The sequence below is a fragment of the Ensifer sp. BR816 genome, assembly GCF_000378985.1.
Classification (GTDB): Bacteria; Pseudomonadota; Alphaproteobacteria; order Rhizobiales; family Rhizobiaceae; genus Sinorhizobium.
This window is the reverse complement of record NZ_KB905370.1, coordinates 3,479,488-3,500,028: the sequence shown is the minus strand read 5'-3', so window position 1 is coordinate 3,500,028 and position 20,541 is coordinate 3,479,488. Positions and strand designations below refer to the sequence as shown.

At 64.0% G+C, this 20,541-nt stretch carries 22 protein-coding genes; 13 read left to right on the top strand and 9 right to left on the bottom strand.

All coding sequences use genetic code 11. The features are described from left to right. From tkt to RHIBR816_RS0116725, 3 genes are read right to left on the bottom strand one after another with little or no spacing between them, the layout of a single operon-like run. Window positions 1-2,088 (bottom strand): transketolase, encoded by a 2,088-nt coding sequence (gene tkt / locus RHIBR816_RS0116735; RefSeq protein ID WP_018237724.1) that lies wholly within the window; start codon window positions 2,086-2,088, stop codon window positions 1-3. Between the two features lie 10 nt (window positions 2,089-2,098). After that, window positions 2,099-2,968 carry a phosphoribulokinase gene (locus RHIBR816_RS0116730; RefSeq protein WP_018237723.1) on the bottom strand — a complete coding sequence of 290 codons (870 nt, stop codon included), beginning with the start codon at window positions 2,966-2,968 and terminating at the stop codon, window positions 2,099-2,101. Window positions 2,969-2,979: 11 nt separating this feature from the next. Then, a complete protein-coding gene (locus tag RHIBR816_RS0116725) occupies window positions 2,980-4,029 on the bottom strand; it encodes a class 1 fructose-bisphosphatase (protein ID WP_018237722.1) in 1,050 nt (349 codons plus the stop codon). A 103-nt stretch (window positions 4,030-4,132) separates the two neighbouring features. On the opposite strand from RHIBR816_RS0116725, the gene RHIBR816_RS0116720 reads away from it, so the two are divergent. The 8 genes from RHIBR816_RS0116720 (at window position 4,133) to RHIBR816_RS34265 (ending at window position 9,491) form a co-directional block, all read left to right on the top strand. Next, entirely contained in the window at window positions 4,133-5,074 is a 942-nt protein-coding gene (locus tag RHIBR816_RS0116720; protein ID WP_018237721.1) for a LysR family transcriptional regulator, read from the top strand. A 348-nt stretch (window positions 5,075-5,422) separates the two neighbouring features. Next, a complete protein-coding gene (gene pqqA / locus RHIBR816_RS0116710) occupies window positions 5,423-5,518 on the top strand; it encodes a pyrroloquinoline quinone precursor peptide PqqA (protein ID WP_026187092.1) in 96 nt (31 codons plus the stop codon). A 44-nt stretch (window positions 5,519-5,562) separates the two neighbouring features. Next, the gene (gene pqqB, locus RHIBR816_RS0116705; protein ID WP_018237719.1) at window positions 5,563-6,474 is read left to right on the top strand and encodes a pyrroloquinoline quinone biosynthesis protein PqqB; all 912 of its coding nucleotides are present in this window, start codon (window positions 5,563-5,565) and stop codon (window positions 6,472-6,474) included. Next, entirely contained in the window at window positions 6,471-7,229 is a 759-nt protein-coding gene (gene pqqC, locus RHIBR816_RS0116700) for a pyrroloquinoline-quinone synthase PqqC (RefSeq protein WP_018237718.1), read from the top strand. Before pqqB ends, pqqC begins: the two co-directional genes overlap by 4 nt. Beyond that, entirely contained in the window at window positions 7,226-7,522 is a 297-nt protein-coding gene (gene pqqD / locus RHIBR816_RS0116695) for a pyrroloquinoline quinone biosynthesis peptide chaperone PqqD (RefSeq protein WP_026187091.1), read from the top strand. The genes pqqC and pqqD overlap by 4 nt, the downstream gene beginning before the upstream one ends. Beyond that, window positions 7,519-8,643, top strand: coding sequence for a pyrroloquinoline quinone biosynthesis protein PqqE (pqqE, locus tag RHIBR816_RS0116690; protein WP_018237716.1), 1,125 nt, complete (start codon window positions 7,519-7,521; stop codon window positions 8,641-8,643). Before pqqD ends, pqqE begins: the two co-directional genes overlap by 4 nt. 79 nt (window positions 8,644-8,722) lie before the next feature. Next, window positions 8,723-8,917, top strand: a complete 195-nt coding sequence (locus tag RHIBR816_RS35300; RefSeq protein ID WP_018237715.1) for a hypothetical protein — start codon at window positions 8,723-8,725, stop codon at window positions 8,915-8,917. A gap of 52 nt (window positions 8,918-8,969) precedes the next feature. Continuing rightward, a complete protein-coding gene (locus RHIBR816_RS34265) occupies window positions 8,970-9,491 on the top strand; it encodes a hypothetical protein (protein WP_018237714.1) in 522 nt (173 codons plus the stop codon). A 151-nt stretch (window positions 9,492-9,642) separates the two neighbouring features. On the opposite strand, the gene RHIBR816_RS0116675 is transcribed toward RHIBR816_RS34265, so the two are convergent. Together RHIBR816_RS0116675 and pedF are read right to left on the bottom strand one after the other, a co-directional pair. Further along, window positions 9,643-10,542, bottom strand: a complete 900-nt coding sequence (locus RHIBR816_RS0116675) for a transporter substrate-binding domain-containing protein (RefSeq protein ID WP_026187090.1) — start codon at window positions 10,540-10,542, stop codon at window positions 9,643-9,645. Window positions 10,543-10,545: 3 nt separating this feature from the next. Next, window positions 10,546-11,232, bottom strand: a complete 687-nt coding sequence (pedF, locus tag RHIBR816_RS0116670) for a cytochrome c-550 PedF (protein WP_018237712.1) — start codon at window positions 11,230-11,232, stop codon at window positions 10,546-10,548. A gap of 150 nt (window positions 11,233-11,382) precedes the next feature. Here pedF and RHIBR816_RS0116665 point away from each other — a divergent pair, with 150 nt between their 5' ends. From RHIBR816_RS0116665 to RHIBR816_RS0116645, 5 genes are read left to right on the top strand one after another with little or no spacing between them, the layout of a single operon-like run. Next, window positions 11,383-12,570, top strand: a complete 1,188-nt coding sequence (locus RHIBR816_RS0116665) for an ABC transporter substrate-binding protein (RefSeq protein WP_018237711.1) — start codon at window positions 11,383-11,385, stop codon at window positions 12,568-12,570. Continuing rightward, entirely contained in the window at window positions 12,567-13,535 is a 969-nt protein-coding gene (locus RHIBR816_RS0116660) for a YVTN family beta-propeller repeat protein (RefSeq protein ID WP_018237710.1), read from the top strand. The genes RHIBR816_RS0116665 and RHIBR816_RS0116660 overlap by 4 nt, the downstream gene beginning before the upstream one ends. A 26-nt stretch (window positions 13,536-13,561) precedes the next feature. After that, the gene (locus tag RHIBR816_RS0116655; protein WP_018237709.1) at window positions 13,562-14,017 is read left to right on the top strand and encodes a hypothetical protein; all 456 of its coding nucleotides are present in this window, start codon (window positions 13,562-13,564) and stop codon (window positions 14,015-14,017) included. After that, window positions 14,014-14,742, top strand: coding sequence for an ABC transporter ATP-binding protein (locus RHIBR816_RS0116650; protein ID WP_026187089.1), 729 nt, complete (start codon window positions 14,014-14,016; stop codon window positions 14,740-14,742). The genes RHIBR816_RS0116655 and RHIBR816_RS0116650 overlap by 4 nt, the downstream gene beginning before the upstream one ends. Continuing rightward, window positions 14,739-15,647, top strand: a complete 909-nt coding sequence (locus RHIBR816_RS0116645) for an ABC transporter permease (RefSeq protein ID WP_018237707.1) — start codon at window positions 14,739-14,741, stop codon at window positions 15,645-15,647. Before RHIBR816_RS0116650 ends, RHIBR816_RS0116645 begins: the two co-directional genes overlap by 4 nt. A gap of 87 nt (window positions 15,648-15,734) precedes the next feature. On the opposite strand, the gene RHIBR816_RS0116640 is transcribed toward RHIBR816_RS0116645, so the two are convergent. From RHIBR816_RS0116640 to RHIBR816_RS0116625, 4 genes are all read right to left on the bottom strand, one after another. Further along, on the bottom strand, window positions 15,735-16,169 hold the full coding sequence (locus tag RHIBR816_RS0116640) for a pseudoazurin (RefSeq protein WP_026187088.1): 435 nt from the start codon (window positions 16,167-16,169) through the stop codon (window positions 15,735-15,737). A 159-nt stretch (window positions 16,170-16,328) separates the two neighbouring features. Then, window positions 16,329-18,533 carry a PAS-domain containing protein gene (locus tag RHIBR816_RS0116635; protein WP_018237705.1) on the bottom strand — a complete coding sequence of 735 codons (2,205 nt, stop codon included), beginning with the start codon at window positions 18,531-18,533 and terminating at the stop codon, window positions 16,329-16,331. Beyond that, a complete protein-coding gene (locus tag RHIBR816_RS0116630) occupies window positions 18,533-19,705 on the bottom strand; it encodes an FIST N-terminal domain-containing protein (RefSeq protein ID WP_018237704.1) in 1,173 nt (390 codons plus the stop codon). The genes RHIBR816_RS0116635 and RHIBR816_RS0116630 overlap by 1 nt, the downstream gene beginning before the upstream one ends. A 100-nt stretch (window positions 19,706-19,805) precedes the next feature. After that, the gene (locus RHIBR816_RS0116625) at window positions 19,806-20,525 is read right to left on the bottom strand and encodes a response regulator transcription factor (protein WP_018237703.1); all 720 of its coding nucleotides are present in this window, start codon (window positions 20,523-20,525) and stop codon (window positions 19,806-19,808) included. Window positions 20,526-20,541 lie beyond the last annotated feature (16 nt).

Below are 20,541 nucleotides of genomic sequence, written 5' to 3'. Positions count from 1 at the left end.
TCAAGCCTCCTGAGATGTTCCGACGATGCGTTTGACCGCCTGCTGGCCAATCCCGCGGGTGATGGACGGCGGCGTTCGGGCATCCCGGCGAACAAGTTTCAACGCTTCGGCGACGACATGGTCGGCGGTGATGCCGAAATGTCGATAGAGGTCCGCGGCGGGTGCCGAGGCACCGAAGCCGGTCATGCCGACAAAGGCACCGTCAGGCCCCATCCAGCGGTCCCAGCCAAGGCGGCCGGCCGCCTCGATCGCGATGCGTGGGGCATCTCCGAGCACCTGCCTCCGATAGGACGGGTCCTGCACTTCGAACTTCTCCCAGCAGGGCATGGAGACCACCGCCGCCTCTATGCCTTCCTCCGCCTGCAAGCGTTCAGCGGCGGCGACAGCGATCTCGACCTCCGACCCGGTGGCAAGCAGGGTGACGTCCCGAGGTCCGCGCGCCTCCTTCAGGACATAGGCTCCGAGCGCCGACAAATTCTCGGCCTTCTCCGTTTGGCGCAGCATCGGCAAGGCCTGCCGCGAAAGGGCAAGGATGCTCGGCGTGCCCGTCTCGCCCAAGGCGATCTCCCAGCATTCGGCGGTCTCGATGATGTCGGCGGGCCGGAAGACGTTGAGGTTCGGGGTGGCGCGCAGCATTGCCAGATGCTCGACCGGCTGGTGGGTCGGACCGTCCTCGCCAAGGCCGATGGAATCATGCGTCAACACATAGACGACCGGCAGGCCCATCAGCGCCGAGAGACGCATCGCGCCGCGCGCGTAATCCGAAAAGACCAGGAAAGTACCGCCATAGGAGATGAAGCCGCCATGCAAGGCGATGCCGTTCATGGCGGCCGCCATGCCGTGCTCGCGGATGCCGTAATGCAGATAACGGCCCTTGAAGTTGCCCGGTGCAACGGCCCCAGTTTGCGACGTCATCGTCAGGTTCGAGCCGGTGAGATCGGCCGAGCCGCCGATCGTCAACGTCGTCGCCTCGTTGATGACCTCCAGCACCATCTGGGAGGCCTGCCGCGTCGCTACCTTCGTAGCCCTTGTGCGATGTGCTGCCCGGAACTTTGCCAGCAACGGCGCGAGCTCGCCGTCGAGCTGCCGTCCGACGGTCTGTTCGTAGCGCTTTTTCGAGCGCGAAGCGTCGAGCCGAATTTCCCACGCCTCGCGGGCCATGCGGCCTCGCAACGCCACTTTTTCCCAGGCGGCCTTGATTTCCGGTGGCACGAAGAAGGGCGGATGCGGCCAGCCGAGTTTTTCGCGCGTGGCAGCAATTTCCTTTTCACCCAGCGCCGCCCCATGCGTCTTGTGCGAGCCTTCCATGCTGGCGGCGCCCTTGCCGATCCGGGTGCGGCAGGCGATCAGCGATGGCTTGCGGGTTCGGCGCGCCCGCTCGATCGCCTTCGCCACGGCTTCAGGGTCGTGGCCGTCGACGGCTTGGGCGTCCCACCCGGCGGCGCGGAATCGGGCAAGTTGGTTTATCGACGTGGAGAGCTCGGTCGAACCGTCGATCGAAATGCGGTTGTCGTCCCAGAGCACGATCAGCTTGCGCAGCTTCAGATGTCCGGCAAGATCGATCGCCTCGTGGCTGATGCCCTCCTGCAGGCAGCCGTCGCCGGCGACCACATAGGTGAAGTGATTGCAGAGCGAACTGGCGAAGCGGGCGGCCATCATCTGTTCGGCAATCGCCATGCCAACGGCGGTGGCGATGCCCTGGCCGAGCGGACCGGTGGTGGTCTCGATGCCGAGGGCATGGCCGTATTCGGGATGGCCAGCGGTTTTCGAGCCGAGCTGGCGGAACGATGAGAGCGCGGCCACCGGCATGTCTGCAAAGCCGATCAGGTGATGGATGGCATAGAGCAGCATCGAGCCATGGCCGGCCGAAAGCACGAAACGATCGCGATCCGGCCAGTTAGGCAGGGAAGGGTCGATCTTGATGAAGCGGTTGAAGAGGACGGTCACCGCGTCGGCCATGCCCATCGGCATGCCGGGGTGGCCGGACTTGGCCTTCTCAACGGCGTCCATGGCGAGAAACCGGATGGCGTCGGCCATGTTGCGTTCCGATGCGGGCGCACGGGTTTCGATCTGCTGCGAAACATTCATGATGTCCTCCTCACGACATGCGGTGTTTGCGCTCGAGCAGTTTGTGGATGAGCGGGGTGAAGATCAGCTGCATGGCGAGATCAAGCTTGTCGCCCGGCACCACGATGGAATTGGCGCGCGACATGAAGCTGTTGTTGAGCATCGACAGCAGGTAGGGAAAATCGATGCTTTGCGGTTTGGCAAAGCGGATGACCAGGATGGATTCGGCGTGCGTCGGTATCCAGCGGGCGATGAAGGGATTGGACGTATCGACGATCGGCACGCGCTGGAAGTTGATGTCCGTCAGCGAGAACTGCGGACAGATGTAATGGACGTAGTCGGGCATACGCCGCAGGATCGTGTCGGTCACCGCCTCGGTGGAATAGCCGCGTGTCGCCTTGTCCCGATGGATCTTCTGGATCCATTCGAGGTTGATCACCGGAACGACGCCGATCTTCAGGTCGCAATGCTGCGCGAGGTTGACCGTGTCGGTGACGGCGCAGCCATGAAGCCCCTCGTAGAACAGGAGATCGCTGTCGCGGAATTCCTCCCAGTCCGTGAATGTGCCGGGTTCGGCGCGGTATTTTGCGGCCTCGGCATCGTCATGCACATAGTGGCGGGTGCGTCCAACGCCGCGCCTGCCGTATTCGGCAAAGACGCTTTCGAGAATTTCCAGTTCGTTCGCCTCGGCGGAGAAATGGGTGAAGTCGACGCCTCTGGCTTTCTCCTCGGCTATCTTGCGGCGCATAGTCTCCCGGTCGAAGCGGTGGAAGGCGTCGCCTTCGATGAACGATGCCGAGATGCTCTCGCGCTTGAAGATCTTCTCGAACGTGTCCTTGACCGTCGTGGTGCCGGCGCCGGAGGAGCCGGTTATGGAGATGATTGGGTGCTTGGCTGACATCCGGTCTCTCCTCAGGCTCGAAACAGGCCGCGCTTGCCGAAGAGCGGTGCGCGTTCGCCGATCATGTTGGGGTCGACATGGTAGCGGGCGACGCGCGCTACCTCGCGGCGCGAACCGAATGCCAGCGGCACGCGCTGGTGCAGGTTTTCCGGAACGAGATCGAGAATGGGACTGAGGCAGGTCGTCGCCAGGCCGCCAGCGTTCTCGATGACGAAAGCGATCGGGTTGGCCTCGTAGACCAGCCGCAGCCGCCCTTGACCGTAGCCTTTCCGGCCGTCTGCTGGATAAAGGAAAATGCCGCCGCGGATTAGGATCCGATAGGCCTCGGCGACGAGCGAGGCGATCCAGCGCATGTTGAATTCCCGCTCGCGCGGCCCCTCCGAGCCTGCCAGGCAATCATCGACGTAGAGCCGGATCGCTTCTTCCCAGTGGCGGTAGTTCGACATGTTGATCGCGAATTCGCTGGTGCGCTCCGGGATGTTCATCGACTTGTATGCCTCGACGAAACAGCCGAGCCGGCTGGAGAAGATGAAAATCTCCGTGCCTTTGCCGAGCGAGAGCACGAGCGCTGTTTGCGGTCCGTAAACGAAGAAGCCCGCCGCCAGTTGCCGGCTTCCGGGTTGCAGAAAGGACTGGGAGGGGTCCACCTCCGGCCCCTTGACGGCGGGAAGCACGGAAAAGATCGTGCCGATGGAGATGTTGTGGTCGATGTTCGAGGAGCCGTCGAGCGGATCGATGGCCACCGCAAGGCGTGCGTTCGGGTCGAGCTGGACGGGATTTTCGCGTTCCTCCGAGGCGTAGCATGCGACCGGTGCGCCCTGAAGGCACGACAGGAACAGGTCGTCGCTGAGGACATCCAGATCCTTCTGGAGATCGCCGTTGGCACTGCTGGTGCCGCGCGTGCCGTTGATCGCCATGCCAAGCGCTCCCTGGCTGACGATCTTGCGGACGTCGAGAGCGGCCCTTGCCAGACTCTGGATGACTGTTGCGACCTCCCGGGAGAGGTCGTCGCCATGGGCCGTGCATGAAGCGAGGTAAGCCTCGAGAGTTGCGCCTGACATGCTGTCTCCTCCCACTCGATGTCGAGGAAAGCATGGCGCAAACGTTGAGTTTGTAAAATTTATTCAATTGACTTTGGAAATTAGATTTTCTTACTTCGCTTCGATGCGCAACGTGACACTTCGCCAACTTCGCACCGTCGAAGCGATCTGCCGCCTGGGAAAGGTCAACCTTGCGGCGGAGGCCTTGGGCTTGACTGGACCTGCGCTCACGCTGCAGATCCAGCAATTGGAACGGGATGCCGGCGTCCCGCTGTTCGACAGGACGCGCAGCGGCATGGTTCCGACGGCCTACGGCCTTGCCTTCCTCGATGCCGCCCGGGCGGTCGAGGACAGCCTGGTTGCCCTCGAGGATTCGATTAGCGGGATAAAGGGGCTGCGGACCGGCCGGGTGCGCCTCGGCGTCGTGTCGACCGGCAAATATTTCGCGCCGCAACTGATCGCCGCCTTTCGCGAGCAGGTACCGGGTATCGAGGTCAATCTCTTCATCGGCAACCGCGCCGAGATCATCGCCAAGCTCAGGGACCACGAGATCGATGTTGCGCTGATGGGCCGACCACCGCGCGACTTCGAGGTGCGCGCCCAGGTGTTCGGCGATCATCCGCTGGTCTTCATCGCCCCCGCTGCTCATCCGCTCGCGGGGGTCCTGGAGATTTCGCGGGAGCGGATCGCGCAGGAACAGTTCCTGGTGCGGGAAAAGGGATCGGGGACGCGGATTTCGCTCGAGATTTTCCTGACCGACACGCCGCACAAGCTGGAGGAGGTCGGCACCGAGATCGCATCGAACGAGACGATCAAGCAGGCCGTCATTGCCGGCCTGGGCATTGCCTTCATCTCGGCCCACACGATCGAGCAGGAGGTGAAGCTCGGCCGTCTCGTCATTCTCGATGTCGTCGATACGCCGATCCGCCGGCAATGGTTCGGCGTGTCCCGCTCGGACCGTGCCACCACCCCTGCGATGCAGGCGTTCGAGCGTTTTCTGCTGGCTTCCGGCGCGCGATACCTGCCGGTCGTCGCCAAGCCCTATCCCCTGAACGCGTTCCGTTAAGCCGGGCATCCAAAGCCGGCGCCATTCACCACGTTTCGGCCTCGGCGCGCGCAAGCGCGGCGTCGACCGCCACCTTGGTCTTAATTGTGAGGCCCTTGAACCGTGATACCATTCAACATGGAGGAGGACTTGCGTGGTCTCCCGTTCGCCCCGCCGCCAGGCGCTGCGTGCGGCGTGATGCGATCGAAAACCCGGCGATGGCGACGCCGGGCTTTGCCGGTGCGGCGGAAGGCTGTTCCGGCTTTTCACCAAGCGGCGCCTGAGGGCAAAGCTTGTTTCGTGTTCGACCTGGTTGCGAAGGCGCCGGCAATGCAGGGCGGCACACTGATCTGGACGAACGGAGGAGACATGTCCTGGCATAAACCGAAATTCATTGAAGTCAGCTGCGCGATGGAAATCACCCGCTACGCTCCGGCGGACGGGGATGAGCCGATCCTGTTCTAGGCGCAGCCTTTCGAGGGTCGGCCTCCAACTCATCAGGGATTGCCGTGAAGAAGACGTCCGATCTTCGCATCATCGTTCTGGGGGCCGCCGCTGGCGGCGGTCTCCCGCAATGGAATTGCGGCTGCCGCAACTGTTCGATGGCGCGCGATCCAGCCTCCGGCCTCAGGCCGCAGAGCCAGTCGTCGCTTGCGGTGAGTCTCGACGGTGAGGCCTGGGCGGTCTTCAACGCCTCTCCGGACATCCGTGAGCAAGTGCGGGCCAATCGGCCGCTGCAGCCGCGCCGGTTGCGTCACAGCCCGATCAGGAGCGTGGTGCTGACCAATGGCGACATCGATCATCTCGCCGGGCTCCTCGTCCTGCGGGAGAAACAGCCGTTCACGCTGTTTTCGACCGGCGCGGTCGACCGGATCATCACGGACAATCCGGTCTTCCAGGTTCTCGATCCGGAACTGGTTTCAAGGAGGATCGTCGTCCTCGAAGAGGCTTTCTTTCCACTTCCGGGTCTTGAGGTGCGGTTCTTCGCCGTTCCCGGCAAGGTGCCGCTCTTCCTCGAAGACGGCGAGCCGGCTCTCGATGTCGAGGGCGAACATACGGTCGGCCTCGAACTCAAGGCTGACGGCAAGCGTGTCTACCATGTTCCGGGCTGCGCCATGATGACGGAGGGGCTTGTCGCGCGCCTCCGCGACGCCGATGCGGTGTTCTTCGACGGCACCCTATTCTCTGATGACGAGATGATCGTGACCGGTACAGGCCACAAGACCGGCCGCCGCATGGGCCATATGCCGATCGACGGCGCGGGCGGCAGCCTCGATGCGCTTGGCGCCCTCGGCATCCGGCGCACGATCTATGTGCATATCAACAACACGAACCCGATCTGGCGGGCCGGAGCCGAGCGCGAACGCGTCGAGGGCTGCGGCTTCGAAGTCGGGTTCGACGGCATGGAGGTCCGCCCGTGACGACAGCATCAGACAAGCAAGATTTTCATGCCCGGCTTCTGCAGATCGGCAAGGAGCGCTACCACGACAAGCATCCCTTTCACGTGATGCTGCATGGCGGCGGCTGCACGATCACGCAGGTCCGCGCCTGGGTGATCAACCGCTACTATTACCAGAGCCGGATTCCGATGAAGGACGCGGCCTTCCTGTCGCGTTGCGACGACCCCCAACTGCGTCGCGCCTGGCGCTCCCGCATCGAGGATCATGATGGCGGCCTGGGGGAGGGGGGTGGCATCCGGCGGTGGCTGCGTCTCGCCGAGGCCGTCGGCCTCGATCCCGGCTACGTCGCTTCGACGAAGGGCGTGCTGCCGGCGACGCGATTTGCGGTGGACGCCTATGTGTCGTTCGTGCGGGAAAAGCCGCTCCTCGAGGCGGTGGCATCCTCGCTGACCGAGCTTTTCGCGCCGAAGATCCATTCGGAACGCATCGCCGGGCTGTTGGAGCACTACGCCTTCGCCGATGACGCCGCGCTGGCCTATTTCCGCCAAAGGCTGGCCGAGGCGCCGCGCGACGTCGAATTCGGTCTAGGCTATGTCCTCGATCACGCCGACACGCGGGAAAAACAGGATGCCGCGGCTGCTGCGCTCACCTTCAAGACGGATGTTCTCTGGGCCCAGCTCGACGCCCTTTACTCGGCCTATGTCGCACCCGCCCGCATTCCGCCGGGAGCCTGGAACGGCCGGGATGGGGTGATTCGCGAGCCGGCGGCGGAATGACCATGGATGGGCCGGTGATTTCAGGGGCGAGCGTCGTGAAGCTCGCGCGAGGGGTTCGGCTCCGCGAGGACGCCGTTCGCGGTCAGACGGTCCTTTTGGCACCGGAACGTGCGATGGCTGTGGACGATATCGCCGTCGCCATCGTCGAAGCCCTCGATGGCGAGCGGACTCTCGATCAGATCGCCGCTGATTTCGCGGAGAAATTCGACGCTCCCGCACCCCAGATTGCCGAGGACGTCATGGCCTTCGTCCGGGAGCTTTCCATCCGCCGCATGCTGGAGATCGTCGAATGAGCGATACGATCACGCTGACAGCCGATGCCATGGGCAAAACCCCGCGGGCGCCTCCGCCGATGGCGATGCTGGCGGAGCTGACGCATCGCTGTCCGCTCGCTTGTCCCTACTGTTCCAATCCGATCGCGTTGACGCGGGCAAATGAGGAGCTTTCGACCGAGGCATGGATCGGCGTCTTCGAGCAGGCCGCCGATCTCGGCGTCCTGCATCTGCACTTGTCCGGCGGCGAGCCAGCGGCGCGCAGGGATCTGGTCGACTTGACCCGGGCAGCGGTCTCCTTCGGGCTCTATACCAATCTGATCACCTCCGGCGTGGGCTTGACTGAGGCCCGAATTGCCAGCCTGGCCGATGCCGGGCTCGACCACATCCAGCTTTCCATCCAGGGCATTTCGCCGGAAAGCGCCGATCGGATCAGTGGATATGCCGGCGGGTATGAGCGGAAGATGGCTGTCGCGGGCTGGGCGGCGGATGCCGGCATCCCGTTGACGATCAATGCCGTCTGCCACAAGCAGAACATGGGCGAGATCGACGCCATGATCGACTTGGCGGTCCGGTTGAAGGCACGCAGGATCGAGATCGCGACGGTGCAGTTCCACGGCTGGGCAGAGCGCAACAAGGCGGCGCTGATGCCGACGCGCGAGCAGGTCGAGCGCGCCACGCGAACCGTGGCGAAGGCGCGCGAAAACTATCAGGGCATACTGGTGATCGACTATGTGCCGGCCGATTATTATTCGAAATACCCGAAGGCCTGCATGGGCGGCTGGGGCAGGGTGGGCCTGAACGTCACGCCTTCGGGGCGGGTGCTCCCGTGCCATGCGGCGGAAACCATTCCGGGCCTGTCCTTCGAGACCATACGCGAAAGCTCGCTCGCCAGGATCTGGTACGACAGTGATGCGTTCAACGCCTATCGCGGCGACGATTGGATGCCGGATCTCTGCCGAAGCTGCGAGCGCAAGGCGGTCGATTTCGGCGGTTGCCGCTGCCAGGCGCTGGCGCTTGCCGGCGATGCCAACGCTACCGATCCGGTCTGCATCCGATCGCCGCTGCGCGAGCATCTGACGCGCGAAGCGGACGCGCTTGCGGCGACACCATCAGTCGATTTCGTCTATCGCGGCCGATAAGCCAGTTCATAGGTATCGTCGCCCTGACAAGGTATGGAGTGGACTGTCGGCCAGCGAAGACAAGCTCCGGCGAACTCTCATGATCCAGGTCGGCACGATCAGGATCGGCTCGGCCAGGACGTCCTCCGTCTCGGGCGCACACTGGGTGCTCGCCAGCCGCAGCGTGCCGACGCTGGTGGCGCTGTCGATCCTCGCGATCGGCCTCTATCTGTTTCTCGGCCTCCCTGGAAGTCATCCGCTCACGAATCCTCACCCAGATCGGCCAGCGGCTTGAGGAGGAGCTGGGCGGTGCGACCTTCGATACCGTCCTGAAGCTGCCGCTTCGGATGTCGAAGGAGGAGGCGATCTCGCAGCCGCTGCGCGATCTCGACCAGGTCCGCCAGTTCAAGAGCGGGCAGGGCCCGGTCGCGATCTGCGACATGCCGTGGCTGCCGGTTTATCTCGCGATCCTCTTCCTGTTCCATGCCTATCTCGGCTGGCTCGCCGTCGCCGGCGCGGTGATCCTGATCGCCCTGACACTGGTCAGCGAGGTGACGCTGCGGCAGCCGATGCAGCGGCTGGCTCAGCTCGGAGGAAGCCGCGCCGAGTTCATTGAGGCCGGCCGCCGCAACGCCGAGGCCCTGCAGGCCATGGGGATGAGCGGCGCCTATTTCGCTTTTGAGCGTCGGCCTTGTCGTGGCGACAGCCGATTCCGGTTGGTTCTTGCTATTCCGGTAGAGATCCTCGATCGGGGCGCCAATCGCAAGGGCGAGTTCTCGCGTGTTTTCCGAAGCCACCCGCAAGGTCGAATGGTTTGCCTGGGCACACCGACCAGGTCCCGCTCCCCGCTGCTCGCCATCGAGATTTGAGACCGCTTCCGGATCATGAGGGGCTTGCGCCACAGGGCGGGATAGCAGCTTGCATCTGGAATCCAGTTGCTGCCGCTCCGCGATGCCTTGCTTTCCAACGACAACAATCAAGTTGAAGCAAGTCAATGGTGCGGGCGATAACGTGAGAACATTATCGCTCCGGCTTTTCAAAGGTTACGCTCGAGCGCTTGAAGATCGCTGCGATTCTTCCGTCGGCGAGGGCCGCCGCGATAGCATCGTCGACCGCATAGGCGAGATCCTTGTGCTGGAAATTGACGCCGACCCCGAGGGTCCATCTGCCGCGCGCGAATCCGACAAGTCCCGGCCGATGCACCGCGAGGCCCGCTTCGGGCTGCGCGGCGACACCCGCCTCGAGCTCGGCGCGCGGGGCCATAGCGGCCATCGTCTCGCCGGTTGCAAGCCCCTTCACGGCGAGTGTAGTGCTGCGGTAGCGGCGGATCTTGTGCACTGGACCGAGGAGCGAGGTCAGATAGAAATCGGAGATGGAATCGTTCTCCACGGCCACGCTGTCGAAACGGAAGAAGGCCGGGGTCGGACCATTTTCGGGATAGTCCTTCCGGTCGTAGGCGATCGCTATGACCTCGGCCGCATATTGGCCGGTGAAAGTCACCTGTTCGATCCGGCAGGCATAGACGCTGTCATAGGGCACGTGCAGCATCACGTCGCTGACGTGGCCGCCGATCGTCGCGCCTTTCCAGACGTAATTGAGCAGGTCGGCGTCGAGCGTTTCGCCCGCCTGCACGAGCCGGAAGCGGGCCTCGACGCCAAGGGCTGCCGCGATCAGACGGCCGATGTCCACATCGATCCCGCGGACCTGGCCGTTCTCTTCATAGGACCACGGCGGAAAATCCTCGTAGGCAGCGAACTCTATCCAGCCCTCCTCGATCACCCGGTCGAATGAGCGCCCGACATCCTGCGCAAACGTATTCTGCGGTCTTGGCTGGGGCACGTAGCCCTCGCATCGCGCGAAGGCTACGGCAGGCAGAACGCAAGCCAGTAGGGCGACCGCCATGGCTCGACGCGCGTTCATCGCTCACTCCGTCGCCGAAAGCCCGACGGTGAGGATTTCGCTCGCCTTTTTCCAGCTTTCCGGCGTTTCGGCGAGGATTCGGGCCGCCTCGTAGGCGACGCTGTCGGCAACCGGCGCACCGGAGGCTGTCTTGACCTCGGCCGCGATTTTCTCAAGCTCGGCTTTCAGCGCCTTGGGGTCCTCGACCTTGGCGGAAGCAAGCTCGTCTCTGACTTCGTGCAACCGGTCCGCATGATCGTCGAGCGCCCCGTCTTCCGGCCGCGTCTCTATATAGGTGCGGATCGCCCAGGCGGCCTTCTGGCCGAGAACGTCGCCAAAGGCCGGCATCTTGGTCGTGCCGTCCTGGGTGTAGCCGTCGCGGAAACGCTCGATGAACCATTCGTCGCCGTATTCCTCCGCTTCCAATAGCCGGAGATCCGGGGCGAGCCCACCGGATACGGCGCCAAGCCCATGACAGCGGGCGCAATTCTGGGTGAATCCGGACGCGCCGATCTCGACGGCTTTCAGCCAGACGTCACGTCCGACCGCGGCCTCGCGATAGGGGTTTTCGGTGAGCCATTCCTCACCGACATCCGGTAGTGCGTCGGTGTTGACCGGCTGGGGCGCGACGTCACCATGCGCGACGACGATCGTCGCAGTCGCCAGAAGTGTGAGCGCCACAAGCCCGGCGCGGAAACGATTCCTGGACATCTTTTCCTCCTCCACGATCTCGCTGATGCTTTTTAACGCCAGCCGCCGGCGCCGCGGAATACGACCTAGGTCGCGGCCTGGCATGGTACCTAGGTCGTATTCCGCGCTCCGCGCTGTCCGCCTTAAGCTCGTGTGCGGGAGGAGTATCCAATGCCAAAAAACCGCGGCATTCGAAGCGTGCCAGCCTGCCTGCTCATCGCGCTTCTTGGCGCTCCCGCGCAGGCGGAGATCACGATTGCCTTGACGTACCTGCGTCACGAGGAGAAGGCGCCGCCGGTGCTTTCCAATCTCGATCCGATCCCCGCGGACCTGGGGATCGCCGGGGCCCAGGTTGCTCTCGCCGACACCGAGACGACCGGCAGCTTTCTCGGCCATTACTACAAGCTGCAGGTGGTTTCCGTTGCGCCCGGAGGTGATCTTGCCGGGGCGGCGAAGAAGGCGCTCGCCGCCTCGTCCGTCCTGCTGCTCGATGCCTCTGCCGAGAGCGTTCTGGCCGTCGCCGACTTGCCGGACGCCAAGGGCGCGCTGATTTTCAACGTCGCATCCGGCGAGCGCCGCCTGCGCGACGCCGACTGCCGGCCCAATCTTCTGCACACGATCGCCGAGGACGCGATGCGAGCCGATGCGCTGATGCAGGTGCTGAAGGCGCGCCGCTGGACGCGCACCGCCCTGATCGTCGGCCCCCGACCGCGGGACGAGGCCTTCGCTGCCACCTTACGTGCCGCGGCGGCAAAGTTCGGTGTCGAAATCCTCGCCGAAAAGGCTTGGACCTTCGACACGGATCTCAGGCGCGCCGCCGGCAAGGAGGTCCCGCTTTTCACCCAGGACTTGCCGGACCACGACGTCGTTCTCATTGCCGACGAGACCGACGACTTCGCCCGGTATGTCGGCGACAACACCTGGCTGCCCCGCCCGATCGCCGGCTCCGACGGCTTGCGCGGTGAGGCATGGGCGCCCGTTCTGGAGCAATGGGGTGCCGTCCAGTTGCAGAACCGCTTCGAAAGCGTTGCCAAGCGGGAGATGCGGTCGCGCGACTACGCCGCCTGGGCGGCGCTCCGCACCGTCGGGGAGGCGGTGACGCGGACGAACTCCACCGATCCGGGGAAGCTCAAGGCCTACATCCTGTCGGATGCCTTTGCCCTCGACGGTTTCAAGGGCCGTTCCCTCAGCTATCGTGATTGGAACGGCCAGTTGCGCCAGCCGATGCCGGTGGTCAACGCGCGCGCCCTGGTCGAGCTCGCGCCGCTCGACGGCTTTCTGCACCAGGAAAACGAGATGGACACGCTCGGCCTCGATCGGGCGGAGAGCGCGTGCGCGGCCTTTGGGGGGATGAGATGAGATCGCTGTTTCCTTGCTCGGTTGTCGTCGCTGTTGCCGCGGTTCCCCTTACCGCGGCTGCCGGCGAAATCTGGGTCACCAACGAGAAGGACGACAATATCTCGGTCATAGACACCACGACGCTTGAAGTCGTCCGCACGATCGAGACGGGCGAGCGCCCGCGTGGCATCACGTTCAACTCCGACCACTCGCGCGTCTACATCTGCGCATCGGACAGCGACGCGGTGCAGGTGATGGATCCCAAGACGGGTGAGGTCCTTCACGAGCTGCCCTCCGGGGAGGATCCGGAACAGTTCGTTCTCGCCCCCGACGACAAGCACCTTTGGATCGCCAACGAGGACGATGCGGTAACGACCGTCGTCGATGTCGAGACGAGGGAGGTCGTGGCGCAGATCAATGTCGGCATCGAGCCGGAAGGCATGGCCGTATCGCCCGATGGCAAGCTTGTGGTGGCGACGTCGGAGACGACCAACATGGCCCACTGGATCGACACGACGACGATGAAGATCGTTGCGAACACGCTCGTCGACAGCCGGCCGCGCCATGCGGAGTTCACCAAGGACGGCAAGGAACTCTGGGTCTCCTCCGAGATCGGAGGCACGGTGACGGTGTTCGACGTCGCCACGCGGTCGGAGAAGAGCAAGATCGGCTTTGGTATCACGGGCATCAATGCCGATCTCATCCAGCCCGTCGGTTTCGATTTCACGCCCGATGGCAAGGCGGCGTTCGTCGCGCTTGGCCCGGCAAACCACCTCGCTGTGGTCGACATGACGACATTCGAGGTTGAAGGATACGTTCTGGTCGGTCGACGCGTCTGGCACGTAGCCTTTTCGCCGGACCACCAACAGCTTTTCACAACAAACGGCGTCTCGGGCGACGTGACGGCGGTCGATGTGGCCGCGCGCGAGCCGATAAAGTCGGTCAAGGTTGGGCGTTTCCCCTGGGGCGCGGCGATGCGGCCGTAGCGGCTTTCAGAACCAAGGAGAAGAGGATGAGGCATACGATCTTGCTTGCAATGATGCTGGCCATGGTCTTGCCAACGGTTGTCGCCACCGCCGAGGAGGCTGACGAGGCGGCGCATGCGGGTCTTGCCGGGCTGCTTTCCGCGCCCAACCGGAAGGACCTGCCGAAGCTGACCCTTGCTGCCGGTGCGGCGCTCACCTCCGAGCCGATGAGGCTGAAGTCCGGAACATACTACAAGCTGAAGATAGAGGCGGACGGAAGCCAGGAACTGGCGCTCGAAGGCGCTGGGTTCTTCCGCGCGATCTGGGTGAACGAGATCGTCATTGAAGGCATCGAGGTGCGCCCGCTCGGCGTCGATTCGCTGGAGTTCGACGAAGCGGGCGAGGCAGAGATCAGCTTCATCGCCGTCCGGCCGGGCAGCTACGAGATGAAGGTGCCGGGCACCAGCGGCGCACTGCAGAGGGTGGCCATTACCATCGAATAGGGGGCGACTGTGGGGGGCTGAAGGTCGAGGCGATCACGCATGATTGGGGCACGCGGCGCGCCCTTGAAGAGGTCAGTTTTTCCGTTGTACCGGGTCAGTTTTGCGCATTGCTCGGGCCGAATGGCGCCGGCAAGTCGACGCTTTTCGGTCTGCTGACCCGGCTCTTCACGCCGCGAGCCGGAGGCATTTTTGTTGCCGGCCACGACCTTGCGCGTAATCCGTATGCCGCTCTTCAGCTCATCGGTGTCGTCTTCCAGCAGCCGACCATCGACCTCGATCTGACGGTCCGGCGCAATCTACTTTACTTCGCTGCGTTGCATGGCCTTGCCGGACGCCGAGCCGAGATGCGGGTAACGGCGGTTCTCGAACGGCTCGGAATGGCGGAACGTGCCGGCGAACGGGCCGGAGCGCTCAACGGCGGCCACCGGCGACGGATGGAGATTGCGCGCGCGCTCATACATCGCCCGTCGGTCCTGCTCCTCGACGAGCCTACTGTCGGCCTCGATGCCGCCGCTCGCGTCGCCATCGTCGACCATGTACATCGCCTTGCCGCCGAGGACCGCCTGACCGTGCTCTGGGCGACCCACCTCGTGGACGAGATCCGGCCGCCGGACCGGCTCGTCATTCTGCATCGCGGCCGCGTGCTTGACACCGGCGAGGCCGGAGAGATCGGCGGAGGCGATCTCTCCGGCCGGTTCATCGCCTTAACGGGAGCTCACTCATGAACGTCGCGCCAGATCGGGACGCTTTCGCGCCGCACCGACCAGAGGTCTTGAACGTCGTCGATGCCGACGATCTGGACGGGGATGTCAGGCGGAAAGCTGCGCACGCCCTTTCTCATCGGGCCGCAGTCGCCCTCGGCGCAATCCTCAAGCGGGAAGCGCTGCGTTTTCTCGGCCAGCGGGGCCGCCTTCTTGCGGCGCTCGTGCGTCCGCTCGTATGGTTGATTGTCTTCGCCGCTGGGTTCCGCGCTGCGCTCGGCCTTTCGATCACGCCGCCCTACCAGACCTACATTACCTACGAGATATATATCACCCCCGGCCTCGTCGGCATGATCCTTCTGTTCAATGGCATGCAGTCCTCGCTGAGCCTCGTCTACGACCGCGAAATGGGTTCGATGCGTCTGTTGCTGACCGCCCCGCCGCCACGTTGGTGGCTGCTGGCATGCAAGCTCGTCGCCGGCAGTCTGATCTCGGTACTGCAGGCCTACGTCTTTCTCGCCGTGGCAGCAGCCTGGGGAATCCGCTTCACGTTGGGCGGATACCTTGCCGCTTTTCCTGCGATCATGCTTGCCGCGCTGATGGTAGGGGCGCTGGGGCTTGTACTTTCCTCGTTCATCCGCCAGTTGGAAAACTTCGCCGGCGTGATGAACTTCGTCATTTTCCCGGTCTTCTTTCTCTCATCCGCCCTTTATCCGCTGTGGAAGATGGCAGAAGCCTCGCCGCGTCTGCGTGACATCTGCGCCGTCAATCCGTTCACACATGCGGTGGAACTCATCCGTTTCGCCCTCCATGCGAAATCCGAGCCGCTCGCCCTTGCTGTTACGATCGTGGCGCTCGCGGTCTTCGGCGCTGGTGCGATCTGGGGCTATGATCCGGCGCGCGAACTTGCCGGCCGGAAAATCCAATAGCGAAGGTCATCTTGAATCGATCAAAACGTTACGACGCCGCGGCTCTTGTGAGACGCGCGGCGCCGAGAATTTGTGGGTTCCGACTGCTCAAAGCGCCGCGCCGGAAAGCGCGGCTTTCAGCCGTTCGTCGGCCTTCTTCGGCAGTTTCACCGCCTTCACGGCTTCGGCGTTGACCGGCACATCGCCCACCTGGATCAGTGCCACCATCCCCATGGAGAAGTGCGGCGAGCATTTGACGCCGTAGAGGCCGGGCACTGTGACCGTCATCACGTATTCCTCGTTGACCTTGCTTTTGAACTTGTCCACGCCGTCGGGCAGCATGCCTTTGATCGACTCGACATTGTGGCCCTTGTCGGCCGGCAGGAAGCGGATCGTGTCGCCGGGCTCGGCTTTCACGAAGGCCGGCTCGAAAACCATGGCTCCGCTCTCTCCCTTGTTCAGCATCTTCACTTCGTGCTCCCCAGCGAAGGCCCCGCCGGCAACGAGCACGATCGCCGCCATGATACCCATTCTTCTCAGCATTCATCTCTCCCTGCGGTTTGAAACTGACAAAAGCAAACATCGAAAGGGCAGGGCGATGCAATGCGACCTTGGTGCCGGTCGAAACGGTGGAGGGTCAAAAGATGATTGCTTCAGATAGATTGAGACGCGGATGCGGGCGCAATGCCGCATACGCACTCCTCATCCTGCTCGGGCGACGAAGGCTTCGAGCACCTCGGGGTCGATGGGCTTGTAGATGATCTCGACGTCGGCCTCGGCACAGGCCTCACGAACGCCCGGCGTCCTGTCGGCGGTGATGATCCTCGCCGGCCGGTCGCCGTGGCGTATCTTGAGGGCCTTCAATGTTTCGACGCCCGTCAGTCCGTCGCCGAGCTGCTGGTCGACCAGATAGAGGTCGGGCACGATGCCCATCTCATCGACCAGCTCCAGCGCTTCCTCACCGCTTGCGACCTCGAGGACGGTGATGCCGCGACGCTCCAGAAGCAGGCTTATCGCGTGGCGCAGCTCCTCGTCGTTTTCGATGAGAAGTGCGATCCGATCGCCGCCGTCGCCCGGCGATCCGTCTTCCACAGCGTCACCTCGATGGTAGCTTGCAGGGGCGTGTACCGGCGCCTGTCGCAACTCGATGGCAAAGCATGTGCCGCGCCCCGGCGTCGAGCGCAGCGTCAGTCGGTGATTGAGCAGAGCGCAGGCGCGCTCGACGATGGCGAGGCCGAGCCCCAGGCCTTCGGAGGCGGAAGCCGAGGCGTTCAATCGGTGGAACTCGCGAAAGATCGCCCGCTGTTCTTCTGCGGGGATGCCGGGACCGGTATCGTGCACCTCGATGCGGACACCCGCCGGCATCCGCCGCGGTCCCACGAGCACGCGGCCCGTGCGCGTGTAGCGGATCGCATTGCCGATAAGGTTTTGCAGAATGCGCCTCAAATAGGACGGGTCGCTGTAAACCGTCAGTGCACAGGGCAGGATCGCAAGCTTCAAACCCTTGCGGTCGGCCATCGGCGCAAACTCGTCGGTGAGCTGGGCGATCAGCGGCGCAAGGCGCACGGGCGAAATCTCGACGATCGCCTCGTCCAGCCGCGAGATGTCGAGCAGGGCGCCGAGGATCGCCTCCACGCTTGCCAGCGCCTTGTGAGCCTTGTCCAGGGTGCTGCCGGCGTGATCGTCGTCCATCTCGTCACGGGCCGAGGCGACGAAGAGCTTGGCGGCGGACAGCGGTTGCAGGAGGTCATGGCTGGCGGCCGCGACAAAACGTGCGCGGGTGGAATTGGCACGCTCTGCATCGGCAAGGGCGGCGCGCAGATCTTCGGTACGGGCTGCCACCCGCGCTTCGAGCGAGGCATTGGCGCGCTGCATCGCCTGGATTGCCAAGCGTTCGCGCGTGACGTCGGCAAAGGACATTACGAAGCCTCGATCCGGCGTCGCCTCGGCGAAAACCACGAGGATCATTCCCGAGGCGCGCCGGATCTCCAGGGAGAGGGGCGCCCGCGGTGTCTTCTGCACCGCCCAGGCGGCAAGGCCCGACGGAGTGATACCGCTGACGAGTTCGCTGTCGCGATGAATCCACCGCTGCAGCGTGTCGAACCCCGTGCCGGTGCGCAACACGGTCACCGGAATGTCGAGCAGCAGGCGGAGCCGCTCGTTCCAGCCGACCAGTCGACCGTCGGAGTCGAAGATGCAGATGCCCTGGTTGATATGTTCCAGCGTCGCGCGGATCAGCCGGGCCTGGTCATCCAACATCCTGCCGCGCTCGCTTCGCTCCATGCGTATGATCTCGGTGACGTCTGTCTGGAGAACGACGGTACCGCCGTCGGACGTCGGCTGTTCGCTGATCTGAAGCCAACGGTCCCCGACAAGCGCGACTTTGAAGACGCTACGTGTGCGATGGCGCTGCATCCGTGTCGCCATCCAGTCGGCCGGCGTTTCGTCCTCCGGCAAGGCGAGAAAGCGCGAACGGCTGGCGGCTCCGACGTAGTCCGCAAACGGCAGGCCGGGGCGAAGAATGGCGCGCACATCCTGGAGATCGCGGCAGAAACGGGAGTTGTACATCACCAGGAATTCGCCGGCATCGAAGAGGGCGAAGCCTTCTTCCACGGCCTCTATGGCGTCGGCCAGGTTGCGGCGAGCAAGCTCGGTCGCGCTGTTGGCGTCGGCGAGCCGCGCGTTCGTGTCGTTCAGCACCTTCAGCGTCGATTCAAGATCGGACGTGCGCTGTCGGACCCGCTCCTCCAGCAGCGCGGCGCGCTGGAACTGCTCGTAGGCGATCCCCCGGTCGCCGGAAGCCTGCTCGACCTGGCGCATCAGCACTTCGGCGATGGTCAGAAGCTTCTCCTTGTTGCGCTCGGCGTTGTCGGCAGGATCGATTAGCCAGTCGGAGATGCGGGCCATCACGGAACCTTCTCGGATAGTGCGGTGCCTGGCGGATAGATCGCGACACCGGTCATCGTCTGGTTCACGTGCATCGGACCGAACTGCTCGCCATAGGTCGAAAAGCCGATGACGCCGTGGCGACGCAGAAGCTCGGAGACGCGACCCACGATCTGCTTTTCCTCAGCCTCCAGCCGGCGCAGGATGCAGTCGAAGGCAAGGATCGCGGTCGGGCGCTCCGGCAAGGACAGGCGGGTGAGTTCGCGGCCGAGCTGGCCGATCAGGTCTCCGGGCTCGGTAATCGTCAGCACGACGCCCTCGTCGATGGCCGAAAAGAAGACAAGATCGCCGCTCTCCATTACTTGACGGATGGCGCGCACGTGGTGCCGCGTTCCCATGCGCACGGCAACGGGATGGGCCGCGAATGTGAAGGTGCTGAGCTGTTCGGGATCCATGCCGACGAGGCGTGCATACTCTCCTGCGGCGGGTTCGGCGTTGATCTGGCGGACGATGCGGCGGCGGGGATCGGCTTCTGTCACCACCATGCGCTTTTCCGTCGGTATGAGATGATCGAAATTGAAGACGCGGACCGGGCATTCCGTTCGCACCAGCGCCAGCACGGCCGCGTTCTGCAAGAACCGGTGGCCGTCGAGCACGAAGGCCCGGGCGAAGCGCGTTCCGTCGCCGGCCGAGCCGCCGAGCATCGGCGTGGCTCCCATGCCTGCCGCGAGCGCCGAGGTCAGCTCGTCCTCTTTCTGCGACAGCCCGTCCACCAGTAGAATTGCGAACTCGTGGGCAAGCTCGGGGTAGCGGTCGGCCATTGCCGCGCGCGTTCGAACGAGGGCGGCGGCGAGATCGGGCGGGTCAAGCTGCACCAGATTGGGGACGGTGAGCGTTTCGATGCGGAAGTATTCCGAGGGCAGGGCGAGCGCGACAATGGTGTCGTCGTTATAGCCTGTGTGGGAAATCTCGCCCGCGGTGGTGCAGCCGATGATCGGGATGTCGCCGAAGACCCGCGCTGCCTCGGCGGGCAGGCGCTCGAGGTCGGCCGTCGGCGAAACGAAGAGCATGATCAGCGAAAAAGGTCCCGGTCCGAGTTGCCGCGCCAGTGTTTCCACGGCGTTAGGGTCGCTCGATGGAACGCTGGCGCGCGGGACGATCGTCTCCCGCGCGATGCCGCCCAATGTCCTCATTCCCTCTTCCTCCCACGACCAGAGTAAAGCCGTTACTGCTCCGGAATCCAGCGCTTACGCTGCGAACTCTCGAGGGCGGCAGCTTCGGATCCTGAAGACATCATTCCTCCGGCGTCAGCGCCGTAAACCGAGCCTCCTGTGCAAATAACACGGCCTGCATCCGCGTCTGAACGCCCAGCTTACGCATGATTGCGGTGACATGCGCCTTCACTGTGGTCTCGGCGATGGAAAGCTCATAGGCAATTTGCTTGTTCATCAGGCCGGAGCAGACGAGTTGCAGGATCTTCGCCTGCTGGCGCGTCAAGAGGCCCAGACGGGCGATCGCGTCGTCGGATAGCGAGGTGCCGCCCGGCTCCAGAGCCATCTGCGGGGCGTAGATTTCGCCTCGTGCGATCGCCGCGAAGGCGGCGCGAAATTCGTCCCGAACTGCGTGCTTGGGCACGAAGCCGTTGATGCCCGCCTTGAGCAAGGCGCGAATGACCCTCAGCTCGTCCAACGACGAGACAACGACGATCGGGATGTTGGGTGCCGCCTGCCTCAATCGCACGACGCCGTCCAGCCCGTTCACGTCGGGCAGATTGAGATCGAGCACCACGACGTCGGGCGGCGCATCCCCCTCCAACCGGCCGAGCGCGGCGTCCAGGGTTCCGACGGAGTCGATCGCCTCGATGCCGACGAGCCCAGTCAGGGTCATCGCCAGCGCCTCGCAGAACAGGGGATGGTCATCTACGATCAGCGCCGATCGCAGCTCGACGGGCTTGAGGAGGGCCTGCGGTGGGGTCGGCCGCGGTGCCTGGAAGGAATTGCGGATGATGATCATTGAGCGCTCCGCATTG

Excerpts from the sequence above, each read along its gene's own strand:
- RHIBR816_RS35300 (WP_018237715.1), top strand. The coding sequence starts at position 8,723 with ATGATCCAGGTCGGCACGATCAGGATCGGCTCGGCCAGGACGTCCTCC.
- RHIBR816_RS0116730 (WP_018237723.1), bottom strand. The coding sequence starts at position 2,968 with ATGTCAGCCAAGCACCCAATCATCTCCATAACCGGCTCCTCCGGCGCC.
- pqqA (WP_026187092.1), top strand. The coding sequence starts at position 5,423 with ATGTCCTGGCATAAACCGAAATTCATTGAAGTCAGCTGCGCGATGGAA.
- RHIBR816_RS0116640 (WP_026187088.1), bottom strand. The coding sequence starts at position 16,169 with ATGCTGAGAAGAATGGGTATCATGGCGGCGATCGTGCTCGTTGCCGGC.
- pqqE (WP_018237716.1), top strand. The coding sequence starts at position 7,519 with ATGAGCGATACGATCACGCTGACAGCCGATGCCATGGGCAAAACCCCG.
- RHIBR816_RS0116660 (WP_018237710.1), top strand. The coding sequence starts at position 12,567 with ATGAGATCGCTGTTTCCTTGCTCGGTTGTCGTCGCTGTTGCCGCGGTT.
- RHIBR816_RS0116635 (WP_018237705.1), bottom strand. The coding sequence starts at position 18,533 with ATGGCCCGCATCTCCGACTGGCTAATCGATCCTGCCGACAACGCCGAG.
- RHIBR816_RS0116625 (WP_018237703.1), bottom strand. The coding sequence starts at position 20,525 with ATGATCATCATCCGCAATTCCTTCCAGGCACCGCGGCCGACCCCACCG.
- RHIBR816_RS0116655 (WP_018237709.1), top strand. The coding sequence starts at position 13,562 with ATGAGGCATACGATCTTGCTTGCAATGATGCTGGCCATGGTCTTGCCA.
- tkt (WP_018237724.1), bottom strand. The coding sequence starts at position 2,088 with ATGAATGTTTCGCAGCAGATCGAAACCCGTGCGCCCGCATCGGAACGC.
- RHIBR816_RS34265 (WP_018237714.1), top strand. The coding sequence starts at position 8,970 with ATGTCGAAGGAGGAGGCGATCTCGCAGCCGCTGCGCGATCTCGACCAG.
- RHIBR816_RS0116665 (WP_018237711.1), top strand. The coding sequence starts at position 11,383 with ATGCCAAAAAACCGCGGCATTCGAAGCGTGCCAGCCTGCCTGCTCATC.
- pedF (WP_018237712.1), bottom strand. The coding sequence starts at position 11,232 with ATGTCCAGGAATCGTTTCCGCGCCGGGCTTGTGGCGCTCACACTTCTG.
- RHIBR816_RS0116630 (WP_018237704.1), bottom strand. The coding sequence starts at position 19,705 with ATGAGGACATTGGGCGGCATCGCGCGGGAGACGATCGTCCCGCGCGCC.
- RHIBR816_RS0116725 (WP_018237722.1), bottom strand. The coding sequence starts at position 4,029 with ATGTCAGGCGCAACTCTCGAGGCTTACCTCGCTTCATGCACGGCCCAT.
- RHIBR816_RS0116720 (WP_018237721.1), top strand. The coding sequence starts at position 4,133 with ATGCGCAACGTGACACTTCGCCAACTTCGCACCGTCGAAGCGATCTGC.
- RHIBR816_RS0116675 (WP_026187090.1), bottom strand. The coding sequence starts at position 10,542 with ATGAACGCGCGTCGAGCCATGGCGGTCGCCCTACTGGCTTGCGTTCTG.
- pqqD (WP_026187091.1), top strand. The coding sequence starts at position 7,226 with ATGACCATGGATGGGCCGGTGATTTCAGGGGCGAGCGTCGTGAAGCTC.
- RHIBR816_RS0116645 (WP_018237707.1), top strand. The coding sequence starts at position 14,739 with ATGAACGTCGCGCCAGATCGGGACGCTTTCGCGCCGCACCGACCAGAG.